Annotated in this window: 19 protein-coding genes; 12 read left to right on the forward strand and 7 right to left on the reverse strand. The window is 61.8% G+C overall.

The window, feature by feature from the left end:
• Window positions 1-76: 76 nt before the first annotated feature.
• From B9N72_RS10145 to mtnP, 6 genes are all read right to left on the reverse strand, one after another.
• Complete coding sequence (locus B9N72_RS10145) at window positions 77-625, reverse strand: DoxX family protein (protein ID WP_085276285.1); 549 nt, start codon at window positions 623-625, stop codon at window positions 77-79.
• Window positions 625-1,416, reverse strand: coding sequence for an HvfC/BufC N-terminal domain-containing protein (locus B9N72_RS10150; RefSeq protein WP_085276286.1), 792 nt, complete (start codon window positions 1,414-1,416; stop codon window positions 625-627). Before B9N72_RS10150 ends, B9N72_RS10145 begins: the two co-directional genes overlap by 1 nt.
• Window positions 1,391-2,254, reverse strand: a complete 864-nt coding sequence (bufB, locus tag B9N72_RS10155) for an MNIO family bufferin maturase (RefSeq protein WP_085276287.1) — start codon at window positions 2,252-2,254, stop codon at window positions 1,391-1,393. The genes B9N72_RS10150 and bufB overlap by 26 nt, the downstream gene beginning before the upstream one ends.
• 11 nt (window positions 2,255-2,265) lie before the next feature.
• Window positions 2,266-2,541, reverse strand: coding sequence for a BufA1 family periplasmic bufferin-type metallophore (locus tag B9N72_RS10160; RefSeq protein WP_234985940.1), 276 nt, complete (start codon window positions 2,539-2,541; stop codon window positions 2,266-2,268).
• 93 nt (window positions 2,542-2,634) lie between these two features.
• Entirely contained in the window at window positions 2,635-3,357 is a 723-nt protein-coding gene (locus B9N72_RS10165) for a TVP38/TMEM64 family protein (RefSeq protein ID WP_085276288.1), read from the reverse strand.
• Between the two features lie 148 nt (window positions 3,358-3,505).
• Window positions 3,506-4,378 carry an S-methyl-5'-thioadenosine phosphorylase gene (gene mtnP / locus B9N72_RS10170; RefSeq protein WP_085276289.1) on the reverse strand — a complete coding sequence of 291 codons (873 nt, stop codon included), beginning with the start codon at window positions 4,376-4,378 and terminating at the stop codon, window positions 3,506-3,508.
• 193 nt (window positions 4,379-4,571) lie between these two features.
• On the opposite strand from mtnP, the gene B9N72_RS10175 reads away from it, so the two are divergent.
• From B9N72_RS10175 to B9N72_RS10195, 5 genes are all read left to right on the forward strand, one after another.
• Window positions 4,572-5,735: an FAD-dependent oxidoreductase gene (locus tag B9N72_RS10175; protein ID WP_085276290.1), complete on the forward strand. Its 1,164-nt coding sequence runs from the start codon at window positions 4,572-4,574 to the stop codon at window positions 5,733-5,735.
• Window positions 5,716-6,672 (forward strand): HD-GYP domain-containing protein, encoded by a 957-nt coding sequence (locus B9N72_RS10180; protein ID WP_234985941.1) that lies wholly within the window; start codon window positions 5,716-5,718, stop codon window positions 6,670-6,672. The genes B9N72_RS10175 and B9N72_RS10180 overlap by 20 nt, the downstream gene beginning before the upstream one ends.
• Before the next feature lie 109 nt (window positions 6,673-6,781).
• Window positions 6,782-7,396, forward strand: a complete 615-nt coding sequence (locus tag B9N72_RS10185) for an RNA polymerase factor sigma-70 (protein WP_085276291.1) — start codon at window positions 6,782-6,784, stop codon at window positions 7,394-7,396.
• Complete coding sequence (locus B9N72_RS10190) at window positions 7,393-7,614, forward strand: anti-sigma factor family protein (RefSeq protein WP_200810937.1); 222 nt, start codon at window positions 7,393-7,395, stop codon at window positions 7,612-7,614. The genes B9N72_RS10185 and B9N72_RS10190 overlap by 4 nt, the downstream gene beginning before the upstream one ends.
• A 114-nt stretch (window positions 7,615-7,728) precedes the next feature.
• Entirely contained in the window at window positions 7,729-7,953 is a 225-nt protein-coding gene (locus B9N72_RS10195; protein WP_085276292.1) for an SHOCT domain-containing protein, read from the forward strand.
• A gap of 57 nt (window positions 7,954-8,010) precedes the next feature.
• Here the strand turns inward: B9N72_RS10195 and B9N72_RS10200 are convergent, their stop codons facing one another.
• Window positions 8,011-8,463 (reverse strand): hypothetical protein, encoded by a 453-nt coding sequence (locus B9N72_RS10200; protein ID WP_085276293.1) that lies wholly within the window; start codon window positions 8,461-8,463, stop codon window positions 8,011-8,013.
• Window positions 8,464-8,669: 206 nt separating this feature from the next.
• Between B9N72_RS10200 and B9N72_RS10205 the strand changes: the two genes are divergently transcribed.
• The 7 genes from B9N72_RS10205 (at window position 8,670) to B9N72_RS10235 (ending at window position 17,379) form a co-directional block, all read left to right on the forward strand.
• Complete coding sequence (locus B9N72_RS10205; protein WP_085276294.1) at window positions 8,670-9,308, forward strand: TIGR04282 family arsenosugar biosynthesis glycosyltransferase; 639 nt, start codon at window positions 8,670-8,672, stop codon at window positions 9,306-9,308.
• A gap of 61 nt (window positions 9,309-9,369) precedes the next feature.
• Entirely contained in the window at window positions 9,370-10,407 is a 1,038-nt protein-coding gene (locus tag B9N72_RS10210; protein ID WP_085276295.1) for a methyltransferase domain-containing protein, read from the forward strand.
• A 34-nt stretch (window positions 10,408-10,441) separates the two neighbouring features.
• Entirely contained in the window at window positions 10,442-11,533 is a 1,092-nt protein-coding gene (locus B9N72_RS10215; RefSeq protein WP_085276296.1) for an inorganic phosphate transporter, read from the forward strand.
• A gap of 27 nt (window positions 11,534-11,560) precedes the next feature.
• The gene (gene arsS / locus B9N72_RS10220) at window positions 11,561-12,541 is read left to right on the forward strand and encodes an arsenosugar biosynthesis radical SAM (seleno)protein ArsS (RefSeq protein WP_085276297.1); all 981 of its coding nucleotides are present in this window, start codon (window positions 11,561-11,563) and stop codon (window positions 12,539-12,541) included.
• A complete protein-coding gene (locus B9N72_RS10225; protein WP_085276298.1) occupies window positions 12,538-14,679 on the forward strand; it encodes an FAD-dependent oxidoreductase in 2,142 nt (713 codons plus the stop codon). The genes arsS and B9N72_RS10225 overlap by 4 nt, the downstream gene beginning before the upstream one ends.
• The gene (locus B9N72_RS10230) at window positions 14,676-15,353 is read left to right on the forward strand and encodes a TIGR04283 family arsenosugar biosynthesis glycosyltransferase (protein ID WP_085276299.1); all 678 of its coding nucleotides are present in this window, start codon (window positions 14,676-14,678) and stop codon (window positions 15,351-15,353) included. Before B9N72_RS10225 ends, B9N72_RS10230 begins: the two co-directional genes overlap by 4 nt.
• A gap of 481 nt (window positions 15,354-15,834) precedes the next feature.
• The gene (locus tag B9N72_RS10235; protein WP_456107094.1) at window positions 15,835-17,379 is read left to right on the forward strand and encodes a SulP family inorganic anion transporter; all 1,545 of its coding nucleotides are present in this window, start codon (window positions 15,835-15,837) and stop codon (window positions 17,377-17,379) included.
• Window positions 17,380-17,387 lie beyond the last annotated feature (8 nt).

Below are 17,387 nucleotides of genomic sequence, written 5' to 3' on the forward strand. Positions count from 1 at the left end.
CAATCATGGGGTAGGATCACGCGGAGATGCCACGTTCCCCACGCTTGAAGGATAAACCTTGGAGTAAGCTCCAGGGTCAAGTGGATTTTTCCTGCGGATTTTCCTTGTCGCCGGTGAGTGGAAAGCGATCATCGTGGCGCAGCCAACGTGGCATAACCCAGCGCTGTAGGGCGGCATCGATCGACAGTTTGCCCGGGCCGTAAACGGTCAGCGCGAGCAGCATCATGCCCCAGATCTTGTGGTCGACGAAGCCGTTGCCCCAGAAATCGGCCCAGATGCCGTTTGGCCACAGTTCCGGGTACGAGATCACGGCGACGATGTTGTAGACGAACAGGAAGGCTGCAGCCGGTCTGCCCAGCAGGCCAAGCCCGAGCAACCATGGGAACACCAGTTCGATAAAGGTGCCGAGTGGCGCTGCAAACTCCGGCGGCAACAGGGGGACGTGGTATTCGTTTTGGAATAGCGCCAGGGTGCTGTCCGGGTCATCCCACTTCACCACGCCGGCGCGCCAGAAGGCGAGCGCCACCCAGAGACGGAATAGCAGCAAACTTAATGGTGCGGCCTGCTCCAGGCAGCCGACCAGGCGCCCATAGCTGTCGGCAACTGACTGAATCCAGTGTTTCATCATGATCTCCCTTGTTCAATATGAGCATCGATCAGCAGACCGTTCTGCAAGAGCAGGTGCAGGTGCGCCGCCAGGTCGAAGGCAGGGTCCTGCGCATGCGCCTTGTCGATTACCATGCCTAGCGGCATTCCCAACAACAGTCCGGCGATGAAGCAACCTCCGCCGGGTAAGATGGTTTGCATCGCAATCTGCGTGTCGCTGCGCCAGAGCAACACTGTTTGGCCATGCCCGCCCAGTTGCAGCCGATCCTGGCTGTCGGCCTCCTGGCAAAAGCGCCAGATGTCGAGGATCGGATAGCGGCTGTCGATCAGATGAACGCTGGGGTGGAGCACGAACACGGTTCTGGCCAACTCGTCTTCCGACCGCTCGGTCAAGCGCCCCGGTGCAAGCGGCGTGGCCTCCGCCGCCAGGTAAGCCAGCTGGCGCGCCCATTCCAAGCGGGCGATGTCGGCTAGGTACGGCAGTTCGGCGGTTTCCGGTATGGCCGCCAGGAAGTCCGGGAACGCCGCGCCGTAGTCTTGCAGATTGCTGCTTTGCGATGGCACGGCCGCGATATAGCGGGCAGCCACACCATCAAAGCAGTCTTCCCCAACCAGGCGCAGTACCGACGGATAGCTGGTCTTCAGCGCACTGCCCAGCGTGTTGAACACCATATTGCGGTAGATCTGCAGGCGCTCATCGGCAGTCAGACCGTGCGGTGCGACCCACGGCGCGATCCCGGCCGGATCGCCGGTGAACACACTACGGCTGAAGGCGCGCTGCAACTCAAGCAAGGACGGGGCGGTAGTCACGGAGGATCTCCTCGGCCAGTCGGGCTTCGTCCTGCAGGACCGCGAACGCCGGCAGATCCTGATCCCACTCGATCAGCGTCGGCTTGGCGCCCAATAGGCGCACCGCCTCGCGGTATAGCGCCCACACCGCCGCGTCGACGCGGCGACTATGGGTATCGATCAGCAAGGGCACCGGCAAACCCTCTTTGCGGCTGAATCCGGCCAAATGCATCTCGCCAACCGCGTGCGCTGGGATGGCATGCAGATATTCCTGCGGGTCAAAGCCATGGTTGACGCTGTTGACGTAGACGTTGTTGACGTCAAACAGCAGGCCACAACCGCTGCGCTCGGCCAGGGCGACCAGAAATTCCCATTCCGGAATGGTCGAGTGCCGATAACTCAGATAACTCGACACGTTCTCGATCAGAATCTGCCGCCCCAGAAACTCCTGAGTCTCCAGGACGCACTCGATCATCAGATCCAGCGCTTCCTCGGTATAGGGAAGGGGAAGCAGTTCGTTCAGGCTGTGCCCGTCGACTGCGCCCCAACACAAATGTTCCGAGACTTGGCCGGGGTCTATGTGATCGACAAGCCGGCCGAGTTTGGCCAGGTGATCGTGCTGGAGCCCGCTGGCCGATCCCAGGTGCAATCCGACGCCGTGCAGGCTGATGGGGTAGTCGCGCCGCACCCCCTCCAGCACGGACAACAGCTCGCCGCCGGCACCGAAGAAGTTCTCGCTATGCACTTCGAACCACGGCACGGACGGCCGCTCGGCCAGCACTTGGGCAAAGTGTATGGGTCGCAGGCCGATACCGGCGTGCGCCGGAATTTCAGTGTTCGGCAACGTGGCGGCGAGCATCGGCGGCCTCCTTACGATTCTTTCGGCTTGGTCGAACCGCCTTCGATCTTGTTGCACAGGCCGGCCGGCATCGCCACGAACGAATTCGGGTCGCGCGCCTTGGTGGCCTGGCCGGCGCAGGAGTGGCCAGGCGCCTTGCAGTCGTTCTTGTAGGCGGCGTTGACGCCGTAACACTGTTCCATTTTCTTCTCGGGCTGTTCCATCTTCTTCTCTGCGGCCTGGCCGCCTGCGGCCAGACCAATCAAACTCAGTGCCAAGGCAGCCTTGATGACATTTTGCGATTGCATGGTGGTCTCCTGTTGGATGTCCGGAATATTCCGGTGCCGACTTAGTCGCGTGGCCTGCAGGATCCATTACACGGATGCGTCGGCACGCAACTTTTACGACGTACCGTTACTCGAATCCGTCGAGCGCCGTGCCCTGGCGCGCAGCCGGATCAATAGCCATCCGGTCATGGCGACAGCAAGGCTCATCAGCAGCCAGCCTGTGAACGGGATGGTCAGAATGCGGTCGCCCAGAACGGCAAGCAGGATCGTCAACGGGAGAATGCCGAGCGCGGTGGTCCACAGAAAGGTCCACCACGAGAGGCCGGCCAAGGCGGCCGCGTAGTTGATCAGGTTGAAGGCAATCGCCGGCATCAAGCGGCAGGCCAACAGCACGGTGGCACCATGCAGCTGCGACCAGCGCGCTAGTTCACGCCGAGAACCCGGCGTCATCCACCGCTCGACGAACGGCCGGCCCAGTCGCCGGGTGAGCCCGAAGGCGGTTGCCGCCCCCAGCATCGCACCACACCAGGTGATAACCGCGCCCCAAAACGGACCATAAACCATGCCGTTGGCCAGCGCGACCATCTCGGCGGGAAACGGCAGAAAAGAATGCGCCACCATCAGCAGGAGCGACCCCACTACGCCCCATGCGCCCAACGAGCGTACCCACCGTACGATTCCTTGTGCTGTGGCAGGAAAGTCGAACGACAAGCGGTGCGGCACCAGCCATAAGACCAAGAAAACACAGCCACCGACCGCCAGCAGCACGGCAACGATTTCCAGCCGCCGCCATGATGACGGGCGGTGGTCTGTTGGCGTGGTGCGGTCGGGTTTCATTGCGATTTCCTGCGCTGTCACACGCGGCGCGTGTTTTGCTCGCGCCCGGCCGGTTTTTTTGGGGGGCGATGCGGTTGCATCAGCGATCGCGTATCGGTCGCTCAGCCAAGCCGTTTGCTTACAAAACTGGAAAAATTCGGCACGCGACTCACAGATAGTCACGAATCAACACCCCCAAGCGCTCTTGGGTTGCTGGTTCCATCGCCGCCGGTCGCGTGACCAGCCCGGCTGCGAGCGCGTCATGCGCAGCCGAGCGAGGCCAGTCGAGTGCCAGCCACCGTACCGCCTGGCTGACCACACGCTGCGCGTTGGCGGCGTTCTGCATCAGGTTGGCGATGGCCAGTTCGGCGGTGACGTGTGCCTCCCTTGGGTGCCAGCAGTCGTAATCGGTGACCAGGGCCAGCGTGGCATAAGCCATCTCCGCCTCGCGCGCGAGTTTGGCCTCCGGCATGTTGGTCATCCCGATCACGCTGCCGCCGATGCTGCGGTACCACTGCGACTCGGCATAGGTCGAGAACGCAGGGCCTTCGATGCAGACATAGGTGCCACCCCGATGGAGCTGAATGTTGTCGAGACCGGTGTCGTGAACCGCCTGCGCGAGCACATCGGCGAGCACGGAACAGACGGGCGCAGCCATCGAAACATGCGCGACGGCGCCATTGCCGAAGAAAGTGCTGTCACGCCGCCGGGTCAGGTCGATGAACTGGTCGGGCAGCACCATATCCAGCGGGCGCAACGGTTCCTGCAGCGAGCCGACCGCAGAAATCGAGATCAGGTAGCGCACGCCGAGCGCTTTCAGTGCGTAGATATTGGCGCGGTATGGAACTTCGCTTGGCAGGTAGCGGTGGTCGCGACCATGCCGCGCCAGAAACGCGACCGGTGCGCCGTGCAAGACACCGGTCACGATCCGGTCGGACGGCGTGCCGTATGGGGTGGTCAGCTCATATCCCCGCGCCTGTTCGATTCCTTCCATTTGATACAACCCACTACCGCCGATGATGCCGATTCTGGCTTGCGACATGTGATCTCCTCCTGTTTGAGCAACCTTCGGACTGTAGTCGCAGGGAAGGAAGCGGATCTTACAACCCATCTGTAAGAAAGCGAGGCCATGGCACGACTACAGACAGTCCAACAATTGAAGAGATGGCGGCTATGAATAAGACCATGATGCGCGCTCGGCATCGTTCCTGCCCGAATCGGGCAGGCAGGCGGCCATGAAGCGCCTGATCCTGGTCGGCGGCGGGCATGCCCATCTCGGCGTACTGCGCGCGCTGGCAATGCGCCGGCTCCGGGCGGCCGAGGTCCTGCTGGTGACACCTGAGCCGCAGCTGATTTATTCAGGCATGGTGCCGGGCTGGATGGCCGGCCACTACCGGCTGGATCAGTGCGGTATCGACCTGCAGCCACTGGCGCGGGCGGCCGGCGCGCGGCTGATTCTGGCGCCGGTGGCCGGGCTGGATGCAGAGCGCCGCTGTATTGTCTTGCCCGATGGCACGTATCTCGAGTACGACCTGCTGTCGCTCGACGTCGGCAGTGAGACAGACGTCTCCTGGCTGCATGCGGCGCAACGGCGGCTGCTGCCGGTGCGCCCGCTTGGCAGCTTTGTTGCCGCCTGGCCGCAAGTACTCGAACAGGCGGTAAGCCGTGCCGGTTTTCGTCTGGCCGTGGTCGGCGGCGGGGCCGCCGGCGTCGAATTGGCGTTTGCCGCGCGCCAGGGGTTCGTGCGGGGCGGTATCGACGCACAAGTCGACCTGGTGGCGTCCGGCCCGGACTTGTTGGCAGGCCATGCGCCGGCGGTCGTCGCGCGGGCGGAGCGCTGGCTGGTCGCTCGTGGCATCGCCGTGCATCGCTCGCGCGCCGCCGGAACGGCCAGCGGACTGCTGCTGGCCAATGGCGAACACTTGGCGGCGGATCGCATCGTCGCCGCCACCGGCGCCAGGGCGCCATGCTGGCTCGCGCTGTCCAAACTGGCGCTCGATCCAGACGGCTATGTCGCAGTGGACGACGCCCACCGTAGCCGTTCACACGCGCACGTGTTCGCCGCCGGCGACGTCTGTGCGCGCGAAGATGCGGCCGTGGCGCGCTCCGGCGTGCATGCGGTGCATGCCGGTCCGGTACTGGCGTACAACCTGCGCGCCGCGCTGGAAGGTGGCGCCATGCGCGCGTATGTCCCGCGCGCCTGCTCACTCTATCTGATCTCGACCGGTCCCAAGCACGCCATCGCTTCTTGGGGAAGCTGGAGCACCGAGGGCGCCTGGGTCTGGCACTGGAAAGACTGGATCGATCGACGTTTCATCCGCCGTCATCGTATGCCACACGATGTGACGGAGCCATACCACCCTTTACAGGAGTCACCATATGAGCATGAATCTCATTGAGCGGGTCGTTCAGCTGCTGCATCGGGCTGATTGCCCGGAACCGGACGGCGAGGCGGCAATCGGTTTCAGCCAGATGCTGGCGAGCCTGATGGTGATGGCGTGGTTTGTCGAGGCGCGCGACCCGTACACCGGCGGGCATTTGTGGCGCGTCTCGCAGTACGCACGCCTGCTTGCCGAGGCCGCCGGGCTGGAACCGACCGAAGTCGCACGCATCAGCTTGGGCGGGTTCCTGCATGATTTGGGCAAGATCGGAGTACCGGATGCCATATTACGCAAGCCGGCTAGCTTGAGCGACGAAGAATACGCCGTAATCAAGACGCACCCGGAAATGGGCATGCACATGCTTGCGGGGCATCCACTAGCCGGCCTGGTCAAGAACGCCGTCTACCTACATCACGAGCGCCCAGACGGCTTGGGCTATCCACGCGGCTTGAAGCCCGAAAGCATTCCGTTGGAAGCCCGGATCGTAGGGATATGCGACGCCTTCGATGCGATGACCAGCCATCGACCTTACCGTGCCGGCATGCCGCAGGAGTGCACACTGGGCATTGTGAGAGATTACTTGGGACACCAGTTCGACCAAGGTTTCGGCCGCTTGCTGATCGAGCTCGGCGAAGCAGGCCAGCTCGATCATATCCGCGGCCATAGTGACGACGGCATTCCATTGCAGTCTTGCCCGATGTGTGGCCCGACACTTACGATCAGGCGGGAGCAATTGCCGGGCGAGCATGTCTACTGCCGCAATTGCGGCGGTGAATTCGTGCTTGTGGACGGCGATCGTGCGCTCTTGGCCGAGCCTACAGGGCGCTGTGGTACCCCAGCCGAGCTGCAAACGGTTGTCGACGAAGCGCTAATCGCGCGTGCGGTGGAGGCTGCGGTGCGCGCGATGCCGGTGCGAGAGCTCATGCAGCAGCATTACTCGACCGCCGGGGCGTGACGATGCCCCCCTGCTCAAGGCTGCGATACGGTCGCGCATCGTCGGCAATGCATTGGATGTGTTTCCACCTATAGTGGGGCCAAGAACGAAATCGAGAAGAGGTCTGTAAATGAGCCATGAAAACGGCCAAGCCGCGTCGCTGGCATGGGATGCCCTGCACGACAGCAACTTTATCGAGGACTTGCGCCGGCAGATGCTCAAGTTCGCCACCTTGCAACTGGGCGATCGCCACGCGGCAGAAGACGCGGTGCAAGAGGCACTGATCGGTGCGCTGAAGAACGCCGGCTCGTTCGGTGGCAGGGCGGCGCTCAAGACCTGGGTACTGGCGATTCTGAAAAACAAGATCGCCGACATCCTGCGGCGCAATCAGCGCCTAGTCGATGCCAGCCGGCTGCTGCGCGAGGAAGAGGAAGGGGAAGATTTCACCTCGTTGTTCGATCGCAAGGGCTTCTGGCAGCCGGATGAGCGCCCGATCCCGTGGAGTGACCCAGTGGCATCGTTTCATCAGAAGCAGTTCTGGCAGATGTTCGAAGCCTGCCTCGAGCGGCTGCCGCCGCAACAGGCTCGGGTGTTCATGATGCGCGAAGTCGTCGAGCTGGAAAAAGAGGAGATCTGCCAAGCCGTTGGCATCACTGTCAGCAATCTGTTCGTGATGCTGCACCGGGCGCGCTTGCGCTTGCGCGAATGCCTGGAAAACAACTGGTTCGCTCAGGGAGTCCAATGATGTTGAACTGCTTCAATGCCACGCGCTTGCTTTCCGAATCGCTGGAACGCCACCTGGTCATCAAGGAACGGATGGCGCTCAACATGCATACGATGATGTGTTCTGGCTGTCGCAACTTCGGTAAGCAGATGCAGATGCTGCGGCTGATCGCTAAAACCTATGCGCACAAGCCGGACGAGGGTGAGTCGGAGCCAAGCGTTCCATCGCAGGATGTGTAGCATTCGCCGCCCCCAGCTTGCATGGCCATGCAAGGTTTTGAGCTGGATCACGGCCTTTCTGTGATGCCGAGCTATGAAGGTATCAGGTGAATGGAGTAGGAATAGGAGGTTGTGATGATGTCCTGGGGTTGTGGCGCAAGTTGGGGAATGGGATTCGGCTGGATCTTCATGATCCTGTTCTGGGGTCTTGCCGTGTTCGGCATCATCGCGCTGATCTGGCTGCTGGCCGGCCGCGGACTTCGACGGGGCTCAGCGCTCGAAATCTTGCAGAAACGCTATGCGCGCGGGGAAATCAATCAGGAAGAATACGAGCAAAAGCGCCGAGAGCTGCAAGAATAACCATCCTGACCGAGGGGCTGGCGTGGCGTGTGGGCCGGCTTATCCGAGACGACTGGCTTAGGCTGGCGGCTGTCGGTTTGCCCACCACCAAGTCGCAATAGGCACGATGACCCACTGCAGCAGCGGTGCCAGCCCCACTTCGATCACGGGCAATACCGGCATCCATGCGGAATACGCCCAACTCCCGCTGGCCAGATTGACTCGCTCGCTCAGCAGCGAATAGGTAACCGCAAGAACAACCGTTATCACATTGAGCTTTGTCCTCGGCCAGTTGACGGGCTCACCGGCGCCGCTCAGGATCATGGCGAGGATCAAGACCGTCGCTCCGATCATGACATCGCCCACGGTGCAATGCGCGACCGCAAAAGCGATCCACCCCACGCGCGGCGCTGCCCACAGTGTGTAAAGCGGCAACTGCACGATCTCCCAAACCAGACTGCAGAGCGCCAGACGCGGGAGATACCTGCGCAGAATAAACGACCAGGATTCGGGGTGCGCGTACCAGTTCATGGCAGTCTCTCCAGCGACTAAACGAAACGGTCAGTAGTCGTGCACCCCAACCCCTTTCTTACACCCGGATTTCCAGAATCGTCCTGCCAGCAAAATCGCCAAAGCTCGTGCGCACTGATGTAAGAACCTAGCCCTCCCGCACGACTACGGCTCATTGCTTGTCGATCAAGAGACAGGTGAATGAATGCTACGAGGGGAAGCCTACGATGCAACCGGTCAGAACCATCATTTTCGCCAAAGCCCCGCGCCCCGGGCTTGCCAAAACCCGCCTGATCCCGGCACTCAATGCGGAGGGAGCCGCCAACTTGGCGCGGCGCATGCTCGATAGCACGGTGGATAGCGCGCTGGCGGCCGAACTAGGGCCGATCGAGCTGCGGGTGACACCTGCTATCGACACCCCGGAGTGGCATGGTGTCACCCTGCCCAGCGCGGTTGCGATAGGGGAGCAAGGAGCCGGGGACCTGGGCGCTCGCCTTGCACGGGCCGCAGAGCAGGCCGTCGCGCGCGGCGAGACAGTGCTGCTGATCGGCACCGATTGCGTGGAAATGAGCGCGGCGTTGCTGCGCGAAGCGGCCGCTGCGCTGCGCCGGCACGATGCGGTGCTGTATCCCACCGTCGACGGCGGCTACGCCTTGCTCGGGCTCAACCGCTATCACCCGCTGCTGTTCTCCGACATTGCCTGGAGTACCGATACCGTCGCGTTCGATACCACTTGCCGCATCGCGAGGCTGGGTTGGTCGCTGCGGCAAGGCTCCATGCTGCACGACGTCGACGAACCGGCGGATCTGCGGCGGCTGCCCGCTGCTTGGGTGTCACCGGGTGGAGTCATCACGACCTCGGTGTAAGCAAACCGCGCCGGGTGGCGACCAAGGTGCATACCCGTCCGATTCCAAGGGAAGTTGAGTCATGCACGATATCGTCAAAGATTACTACGGCCACCAGTTGCAACACTCCGACGACCTGAAAACTTCCGCCTGTTGTGACCCCTCGCTAACGCCCGCATGGCTGAAGCCGCTCCTGGCCAGGGTCCATCCCGAAGTGACCGCCCGCTACTACGGCTGCGGCCTGGTGTGCCCGCCGCTGCTGGAAGGCTGCCGCGTGCTCGACCTGGGCTGTGGCGCCGGGCGCGATGTCTATGTGCTGGCGCAGCTTGTGGGCGAACACGGTCACGTGCTCGGGGTGGACATGACCGAAGAACAGCTCGCCGTCGCCGAACGCCACCATGCCTACCACAGCGAGCTGTTCGGCTTTGACAACGTGTCGTTTGCACAAGGCTACATCGAGAGTCTCGACGAGATCGGTCTTGCGAGCGCCAGCTTCGACGTGATCGTCTCGAACTGCGTGGTCAACCTGTCGCCGGACAAGCAGGCGGTGCTGCGCGAAGTCTATCGGCTGCTGAAACCGGGCGGGGAATTCTATTTCTCCGACGTCTACGCCGACCGGCGTGTGCCCGAGTCGGTGCGCAACGACCCGGTACTGTACGGCGAATGCCTGGGCGGGGCGCTGTACTGGAACGACTTTCTCCGGCTGGCCCAGCGCCACGGCTTTGCCGACCCGCGCCTGGTGACGGACCGCCCGCTGGTGATTGACGATGCGCAACTGGCCGAAAAAGCAGGGAGCATCCGCTTTTATTCGGCCACCTACCGCCTGTTCAAGCTGGACGGACTAGAAAACGCCTGCGAGGACTACGGGCAGGCGGTGATCTATCGCGGCACGGTGCCCCACCACCCGCACCGCTTCATGCTCGACAAGCATCATGACATCGAGGCTGGTCGCGTGTTCCCCGTGTGCGGCAATACTTGGCGCATGCTGCACGACAGCCGCTTCGGCCCGCACTTCGACTTCATCGGCGACTTCACGCAGCACTACGGCCTGTTCGAAGGATGCGGGAGCACTCTGCCATTCAGCCGGGAGTCCGTGCCCGTCAGCAGCGCCTGCTGCTGAACGGGCCACACCTTAGCGGCCAAAGGAAGACGAAATGGAATATCTGTTGATAGGCGCCGCCTTGCTCGTGGCTTTCAGTAACGGCGCCAACGACAACTTCAAGGGATTCGCCACCGTTTGGGGCTCGGATACCTTGAGTTATCGTAGCGCGCTCATTCTCGCTACCGTGGCCACGGTGGCCGGCAGCGCGGTGTCGCTGCTGCTGGCCGACACTCTGGTACAGCAGTTCTCCGGTAAGGGACTGGTGCCCGATGCCGTCGCCAGCGCACCGCTGTTCCTTGCGAGTGTCGGCGCCGGCACGGCATTGACGGTATTCATCGCCACCCGCGCCGGCTTGCCGATTTCCACCACCCATGCGCTGATCGGCGGCTTGATCGGAGCGGCGCTCGGCCAGCACGGCGGCGAGATCCATTACGCCAAACTGGCAGGCAGTTTCTTGTTGCCGCTGGTGACGAGCCCGCTGATCGCCGCCGCGCTCGGCCTGGTGATCTATCCCTTGGCGCGCCGGCGAGCGATGCAGAACCACTGCGCGTGCGTGCTGCCGCCCGTTTCGCTGGCGGAGCCGGCGGAAAACGGCGCCGTGCTGATGCAAGCTGCCGCGCCGGGTCTCATCATCGCGCCGCAAGCGCAGTGCGACACGCTGCCACAGCCGATGGCGCGCTTCTCGCTCGCCCGCCTGGCCGATCAGGTGCACACCCTGTCCGGCGCGCTGATCTGTTTTGCCCGCGGGGTGAACGACACGCCGAAGCTGGCCGCCTTGCTGCTGGCCTCGCATCTGTTCCAGGCGTCGGTCTCGGTGCTGGCGATCGCCGCGATCATGGCGGCCGGTGGGCTGCTCTACGCCCGTCGGGTTGCCGTCACGATGAGCCAGCGTGTGACGCGGATGGATAGCGCGCAGGGTCTGACCGCTAACCTGATCACCGCGGCCTTGGTGCTGCTTGCCAGCAAGCTCGGCCTGCCGGTGTCCACCACCCATGTCGCAGTCGGCGCGATCGCGGGCGTCGGTGCGGGCGCTCGCAGCATCGATTGGTCGACGGTGAACAACATCGTGCTGTCCTGGTTAGCCACCCTGCCGTTGGCCGCCGTGCTCGCTTGGCTGGCAACGCTGGCCGTGCGCACGCTGTAACAAAGAACAAAGAGAGGAGCACACTGAATGCATGCCACGCTGCCACTGCTGCAGAAAACTGACTTTCCCGCCATCCGCCGCACCACGCTAGACACCTTGCAGGTCAACCTGGGCTACAAGTGCAACCAGACTTGCGTGCACTGCCACGTGAACGCCGGCCCGAACCGCACCGAAATGATGAACCGGGACACTGTGGAACTGGTGCTGGCCGTGCTCAAAGCGCGCCGGCTGACCACGCTCGACCTGACCGGCGGCGCACCGGAGCTCAATCCGCATTTCCGTGATTTGGTACGCCACGCGCGCGCGCTCGGGGTCAAGGTGATCGACCGCTGCAACCTGACCATCCTGTTCGAGCCGGGCCAGGAGGATCTGGCCGATTTCCTGGCGCGCGAACAGGTAGAAGTGGTCGCCTCGATGCCGTGTTACGAAAAAGACAACGTCGACCGTCAGCGCGGCAACGGCGTGTTCGACAAGAGCATCGCGGCACTGCAAGAACTCAACGCACGCGGTTACGCCCGGCCCGGCAGCGGGCTTGCGCTCAACCTGGTCTACAACCCGCAAGGCCCGGTGTTGCCGCCGGATCAATCGAAGCTGCAGGCGGCCTATCGGCATGAGCTGTCCGAGCACTTCGGCATCCTGTTCAACCAGCTGTTCGTACTCGCCAACATGCCGATCCAGCGCTTCGGCAGCACGCTGGTTTCCAAGGGGCAGTTTGCCGGTTACATGCAACTGCTGCGCGACCACTATTGCCCGGCCAACCTGGACAATGTGATGTGCCGCCGCCTCATCAGCGTTGATTGGCAAGGGTTCCTGTACGACTGTGACTTCAACCAGATGCTGCACTTGCCGATGAAATGGCATGGCGTCCCCCATCCGCACTTGCTCGACTTGCTGGGGCAGGACCTGGTCGGACAGCCTATCGTGGTGGCCGACCACTGCTACGGCTGCACGGCGGGACAGGGCAGCAGCTGCGGCGGCGCCCTGGAGAATCGGGAGCACGTTGGATGAAGCCGACCAAGCTCGCCTTGTTGATTGTGCTGCTGGCTCTGCTGGCCGCCTTTTGGTGGCTGGATCTCGGCCATTATCTGAGCCTCGATTACCTCAAAGCCAGTCAAGCAACATTCCGGACGTTTTTTGGCCGACATCCATGGCTAACGCCGCTACTGTATGTAGCACTCTATGTGGCAGTCACCGGCCTGTCCCTGCCTGGCGCTGCCGTGCTGACGCTGGCCGGCGGCGCGCTGTTCGGTCTGGTGGAAGGCACGCTGTTGGTGTCTTTCGCCTCCAGCATCGGCGCCTTGTTGGCGTTTTTGCTGGCGCGCTACTTGTTTCGCGACAGCGTGCGGCAACGGTTCGGTACCAAGCTGGCGGTGGTCGAACAGGGCTTTGCGCGCGAAGGGCCGTTCTACCTGTTCGCCTTGCGGCTAGTGCCGCTGTTTCCGTTTTTCCTGGTCAACCTGGTGGCCGGCCTATTGCCGATCCGAGCCTGGACATTCTACTGGGTGAGCCAGATCGGCATGCTGGCGGGAACGCTGGCATACGTGAACGCCGGCACCCAGTTGGCAACGCTCTCCAGCGTGCGCGGGATCCTGTCGCCTGGCGTGCTGCTGTCCTTTGCCGCGCTTGGCATATTGCCGTTACTGGCTCGCAAGACACTATCCTGGTTCCGGCAGCAGCATGTCTATCGCAGATGGAGCAAGCCGCGCCGCTTCGACCGCAATCTGATCGTGATAGGCGGTGGTGCCGCTGGCCTGGTTTCTGCTTATATCGGTGCAGCGACCAAGGCCAAGGTGACATTGATCGAATGTCACAAGATGGGCGGGGACTGTCTGAATTATGGCTGTGTGCCGTCCAAGGCGCTGATCCGCTCCGCCAAGTTCCTGCACCAATGCCGCAATGCCTCAGCGCTAGGCATCCAAGCCGTCGAAACGAAATTCGATTTTGCCGAGGTTATGGGCCGGGTCGCCCGGGTGGTCAAAACCGTGGAGCCGCATGATTCGGTCGAACGTTACCGGCAACTGGGCGTCGAGGTCATCCACGGGCATGCGAACATCACTTCGCCATGGCAGGTCGAGGTCAACGGTCGCACGCTCACGAGCCGCGCGATCGTGCTCGCCACTGGCTCGCGCCCGGTCGTACCCACCATTCCCGGACTGCAGGAAGTGGGTTTTCTCACCTCGGAGACCTTATGGTCGCTGACCGAGCGGCCCGGTCGTCTGGTCGTGCTCGGCGGAGGGCCGATCGGCTGCGAGCTGGCGCAGGCTTTCGCCCGTTTCGGCAGCCAGGTCACCCAGGTCGTAAAGGAGGCGCGCCTGCTGAAGCGCGAGGACGAAGAGGTTTCACAATACGCGCGCGCGGCACTTGAACGCGATGGTGTGTCGGTTCTGACCGACCATCGGACGTTGCGAGTTGAATGCAACGGCAACAGCAAGCGGATGTGGCTGCGGCACGAAAACGAGGACGTCGCGATCGAATTCGACGTCGTTCTGTGTGCAGTTGGCCGGCAAGCGCGAACGGAAGGTTTCGGCCTGGAGGAGTTGGGTATTCCGATGACCGGGCGCAAGACCATCGAAACCGACGCCTATTTACAGACTCTGTATCCCAGTATTTACGCCTGCGGTGACGTAGCCGGGCCTTACCAATTCACCCATACCGCTGCCCATCAAGCCTGGTACGCGAGCATCAATGCCCTGTTCGGACGTTTCAAACGCTTCAAGGTCGATTATTCGGCGATACCTTGGGTCACGTTCACCGACCCGGAGATTGCCAAGGTCGGGTTGTCCGAGCAGGAGGCGTGCGAACAAGGCATCGCTTACGAAGTGACACGCTACAACATCGAAGACTTGGACCGGGCGATTGCGGATGAGGCTGCGGCAGGCTTCATCAAGGTGCTGACGCCGCCCGGCAAGGACCGCATCCTCGGCGTGGTCATCGTCGGCGCTCAGGCCGGCGAACTGCTCGCCGAATTCGTACTGGCGATGCAGCATGGACTCGGGCTAAACAAGATCCTCAGCACGATCCATCCTTATCCGACCTTGGCCGAGGCCAATAAACACGCGGCTGGCGAATGGCGGCGAGCGCACGTCCCGCAGAGACTGCTGGCCTGGGCCGAGCATTACCATGCTTGGCAGAGGTGGGGAGTATGAAACATCTATCAATCATCGTGCCCACCCTGAACGAGGCCGAACGAATTGAACATACGTTGTCGGCGCTGCAGGAATTACGCTTTCACGGTGCGGAGGTGATCGTGGTCGATGGCGGGAGCCGTGACGACACCGTGGCTCTCGCAGTGCCATGGGTGGATCGGCTGCTGCACTCACCCTGCGGCCGGGCGAACCAAATGAATGCTGGCGCCGCCGCGGCCGAAGGTGAAGTGCTCCTGTTTCTGCATGCCGATACGCTTCTGCCCAGTCGGGCAGACCGGCTGATTTTGGCGGCGCTTACCAAGAGCGGCCAGGTCTGGGGGCGCTTTGACGTGCATATTGCAGGCCGGCCAGGCATGCTGAGACTCATCGCCCACATGATGAACTGGCGTTCCCGATTAACGGGTATCGCGACCGGCGATCAGGCAATGTTCGTTCGACGTGATGTATTCGCTGAGATCGGAGGCGTCCCGGAACAGCCGTTGATGGAGGATATCGAACTATCGGTCCTCCTCAAGCGCATATCGCCACCGTTGTGCCTGCGATCGACCGTGGTGACTTCCGGACGGCGTTGGGAAACGCGCGGCATTTGGCGCACCATTTTGCTGATGTGGTTGCTTAGATTAGCCTATTTTCTGGGGGTGCCGCCGGAAGTGCTGGCTCGGTGTTATCGATGAGGAGAGGTTACAACTGTACTGTGAGTCGCCGTGCAACCCAAGGCTATCAAGGCTGATTACCAAGGTGGGGATGTTGAGGCTAGCGCATGAGCATTCTGACCAAGCCAGTTCTACAAATCGGGAAATGTGATCGCACTGGTTTCTCTTTCGATTCGGTCCATGGTTTGCATGAGCTCTCCCAGTAGCCGATGCATATCCCTGAGTTGATGCGATTCTTTTTTGACCTTATGTAGCTTAGCAGTTAGACTCCGTGCTCTTTCGTAAACTATTCAGCCACAGAATCTACAGTCCGATGTAGTTCGCTGCCTTACCCCTCTCTTGATTTCCCTACCGTTCCGGTAGGCGAATTCGCACGTCCGTCCCTTTCGGACACCCCCTTGTTTGTCATTTGTCGTTGCTTCAGACCGCTGAGCGGTCACTGTTGTGCTGCCCAATGTACGGTTCACCGTATCGATGGGGCTATGCTGCACGCCTTTTCGGCATGTCGGTTCAACAGGCAATCCCAACAATCCATGGCCCAGGCCATTCAAATGGAGAAGATATGTCTGTCAGTCACTTACGCCAGGAGTGGTTTTCCAATATTCGCGGCGACGTCTTGGCCGGTCTGGTCGTCGCGCTCGCGCTGATCCCCGAAGCCATTGCGTTCTCGATCATCGCCGGGGTCGATCCCAAGATCGGCCTGTACGCGTCGTTCTGCATCGCCGTGGTTATCGCCTTTGCCGGCGGCCGCCCGGGCATGATTTCGGCAGCCACCGGGGCGATGGCGCTGGTGATGGTGACACTGGTCAAGGACCACGGCCTGCAATACCTGCTGGCGGCCACGCTGCTGACCGGCCTGCTGCAAATCCTCGCCGGGGTGTTAAAGCTTGGTTCCCTGATGCGCTTTGTCTCTCGCTCGGTGGTGACCGGATTCATCAATGCATTGGGGATACTGATCTTCATGGCACAGTTGCCGGAGCTGACTAACGTCCCGTGGGTGGTCTATGCGATGACCGCGGCGGGCTTGGGCATCATCTATCTGTTTCCACTTCTTACGAAAGCCGTTCCCTCGCCGCTGATCTGCATCATTGTGCTGACCGCCGTCTCGATGGCACTGGGCCTCGACATCCGTACGGTAGGTGATATGGGAGCGCTGCCGGATAGTTTGCCGGTGTTGCTGCTGCCCAACGTGCCGCTTAACCTCGAGACACTGGCGATCATTTTCCCGTATTCCGCAACCTTGGCGGTGGTCGGTCTGCTGGAATCGATGATGACGGCCACCATCGTGGACGATTTTACCGACACCCCAAGTGACAAGAACCGCGAGGCGATGGGCCAGGGGATCGCCAACATTGCCTCCGGCATGCTGGGTGGCATGGCCGGTTGCGCCATGATCGGCCAATCGGTGATCAACGTGAAATCAGGTGGCCGCGGTCGTCTGTCGACGTTGGTCGCGGGCGTGGTGCTGTTGATCATGGTGGTATTTCTTGGCCCGTGGGTAAAGCAGATCCCGATGGCGGCGCTGGTGGCCGTGATGATCATGGTGTCGATCGGCACCTTCAGTTGGGAGTCGCTGCGCAACCTGCGTACCCACCCGCTCAGTTCTAGCATTGTGATGGCCGCAACCGTCGTGGTGGTGGTGGCCACGCATGACCTGGCCAAGGGTGTTTTGGTCGGCGTGTTGCTGAGTGGACTGTTCTTCGCCCAGAAGGTTGGCCGGATTCTCCATATCGGCTCGGCACTGGAAGACGAAGGACGGTGCCGACGTTACACCGTGACCGGCCAGGTATTCTTTGCCTCGACTGACCGCTTTTCGGCAGCCTTTGACTTCAAAGAGGCGATCGACAAGGTCATCGTCGATGTCAGCCACGCCCATTTCTGGGACATTTCGGCAATCAGCGCCCTTGACCGCATTGTGCTCAAGTACCGCCGGGAAGGCGCCGAGGTGGTGATTCTAGGCTTGAACGAAGCCAGTGCAACCATGGTGGACAAGTTTGCCGTACACGATAAACCGGATGCCGTTGAACGCCTGATGGGCGGCCACTGAGGAGATAA

Source organism: Pseudogulbenkiania subflava DSM 22618 (genome assembly GCF_900177275.1).
GTDB classification, from domain to species: domain Bacteria; phylum Pseudomonadota; class Gammaproteobacteria; order Burkholderiales; family Chromobacteriaceae; genus Pseudogulbenkiania; species Pseudogulbenkiania subflava.

Excerpts from the sequence above, each read along its gene's own strand:
- B9N72_RS10145 (WP_085276285.1), bottom strand. The coding sequence starts at position 625 with ATGAAACACTGGATTCAGTCAGTTGCCGACAGCTATGGGCGCCTGGTC.
- bufB (WP_085276287.1), bottom strand. The coding sequence starts at position 2,254 with ATGCTCGCCGCCACGTTGCCGAACACTGAAATTCCGGCGCACGCCGGT.
- B9N72_RS10160 (WP_234985940.1), bottom strand. The coding sequence starts at position 2,541 with ATGCAATCGCAAAATGTCATCAAGGCTGCCTTGGCACTGAGTTTGATT.
- B9N72_RS10165 (WP_085276288.1), bottom strand. The coding sequence starts at position 3,357 with ATGAAACCCGACCGCACCACGCCAACAGACCACCGCCCGTCATCATGG.
- mtnP (WP_085276289.1), bottom strand. The coding sequence starts at position 4,378 with ATGTCGCAAGCCAGAATCGGCATCATCGGCGGTAGTGGGTTGTATCAA.
- B9N72_RS10175 (WP_085276290.1), top strand. The coding sequence starts at position 4,572 with ATGAAGCGCCTGATCCTGGTCGGCGGCGGGCATGCCCATCTCGGCGTA.
- B9N72_RS10180 (WP_234985941.1), top strand. The coding sequence starts at position 5,716 with ATGAGCATGAATCTCATTGAGCGGGTCGTTCAGCTGCTGCATCGGGCT.
- B9N72_RS10185 (WP_085276291.1), top strand. The coding sequence starts at position 6,782 with ATGAGCCATGAAAACGGCCAAGCCGCGTCGCTGGCATGGGATGCCCTG.
- B9N72_RS10190 (WP_200810937.1), top strand. The coding sequence starts at position 7,393 with ATGATGTTGAACTGCTTCAATGCCACGCGCTTGCTTTCCGAATCGCTG.
- B9N72_RS10195 (WP_085276292.1), top strand. The coding sequence starts at position 7,729 with ATGATGTCCTGGGGTTGTGGCGCAAGTTGGGGAATGGGATTCGGCTGG.
- B9N72_RS10200 (WP_085276293.1), bottom strand. The coding sequence starts at position 8,463 with ATGAACTGGTACGCGCACCCCGAATCCTGGTCGTTTATTCTGCGCAGG.
- B9N72_RS10205 (WP_085276294.1), top strand. The coding sequence starts at position 8,670 with ATGCAACCGGTCAGAACCATCATTTTCGCCAAAGCCCCGCGCCCCGGG.
- B9N72_RS10210 (WP_085276295.1), top strand. The coding sequence starts at position 9,370 with ATGCACGATATCGTCAAAGATTACTACGGCCACCAGTTGCAACACTCC.
- B9N72_RS10215 (WP_085276296.1), top strand. The coding sequence starts at position 10,442 with ATGGAATATCTGTTGATAGGCGCCGCCTTGCTCGTGGCTTTCAGTAAC.
- arsS (WP_085276297.1), top strand. The coding sequence starts at position 11,561 with ATGCATGCCACGCTGCCACTGCTGCAGAAAACTGACTTTCCCGCCATC.
- B9N72_RS10225 (WP_085276298.1), top strand. The coding sequence starts at position 12,538 with ATGAAGCCGACCAAGCTCGCCTTGTTGATTGTGCTGCTGGCTCTGCTG.
- B9N72_RS10230 (WP_085276299.1), top strand. The coding sequence starts at position 14,676 with ATGAAACATCTATCAATCATCGTGCCCACCCTGAACGAGGCCGAACGA.
- B9N72_RS10235 (WP_456107094.1), top strand. The coding sequence starts at position 15,835 with ATGTCGGTTCAACAGGCAATCCCAACAATCCATGGCCCAGGCCATTCA.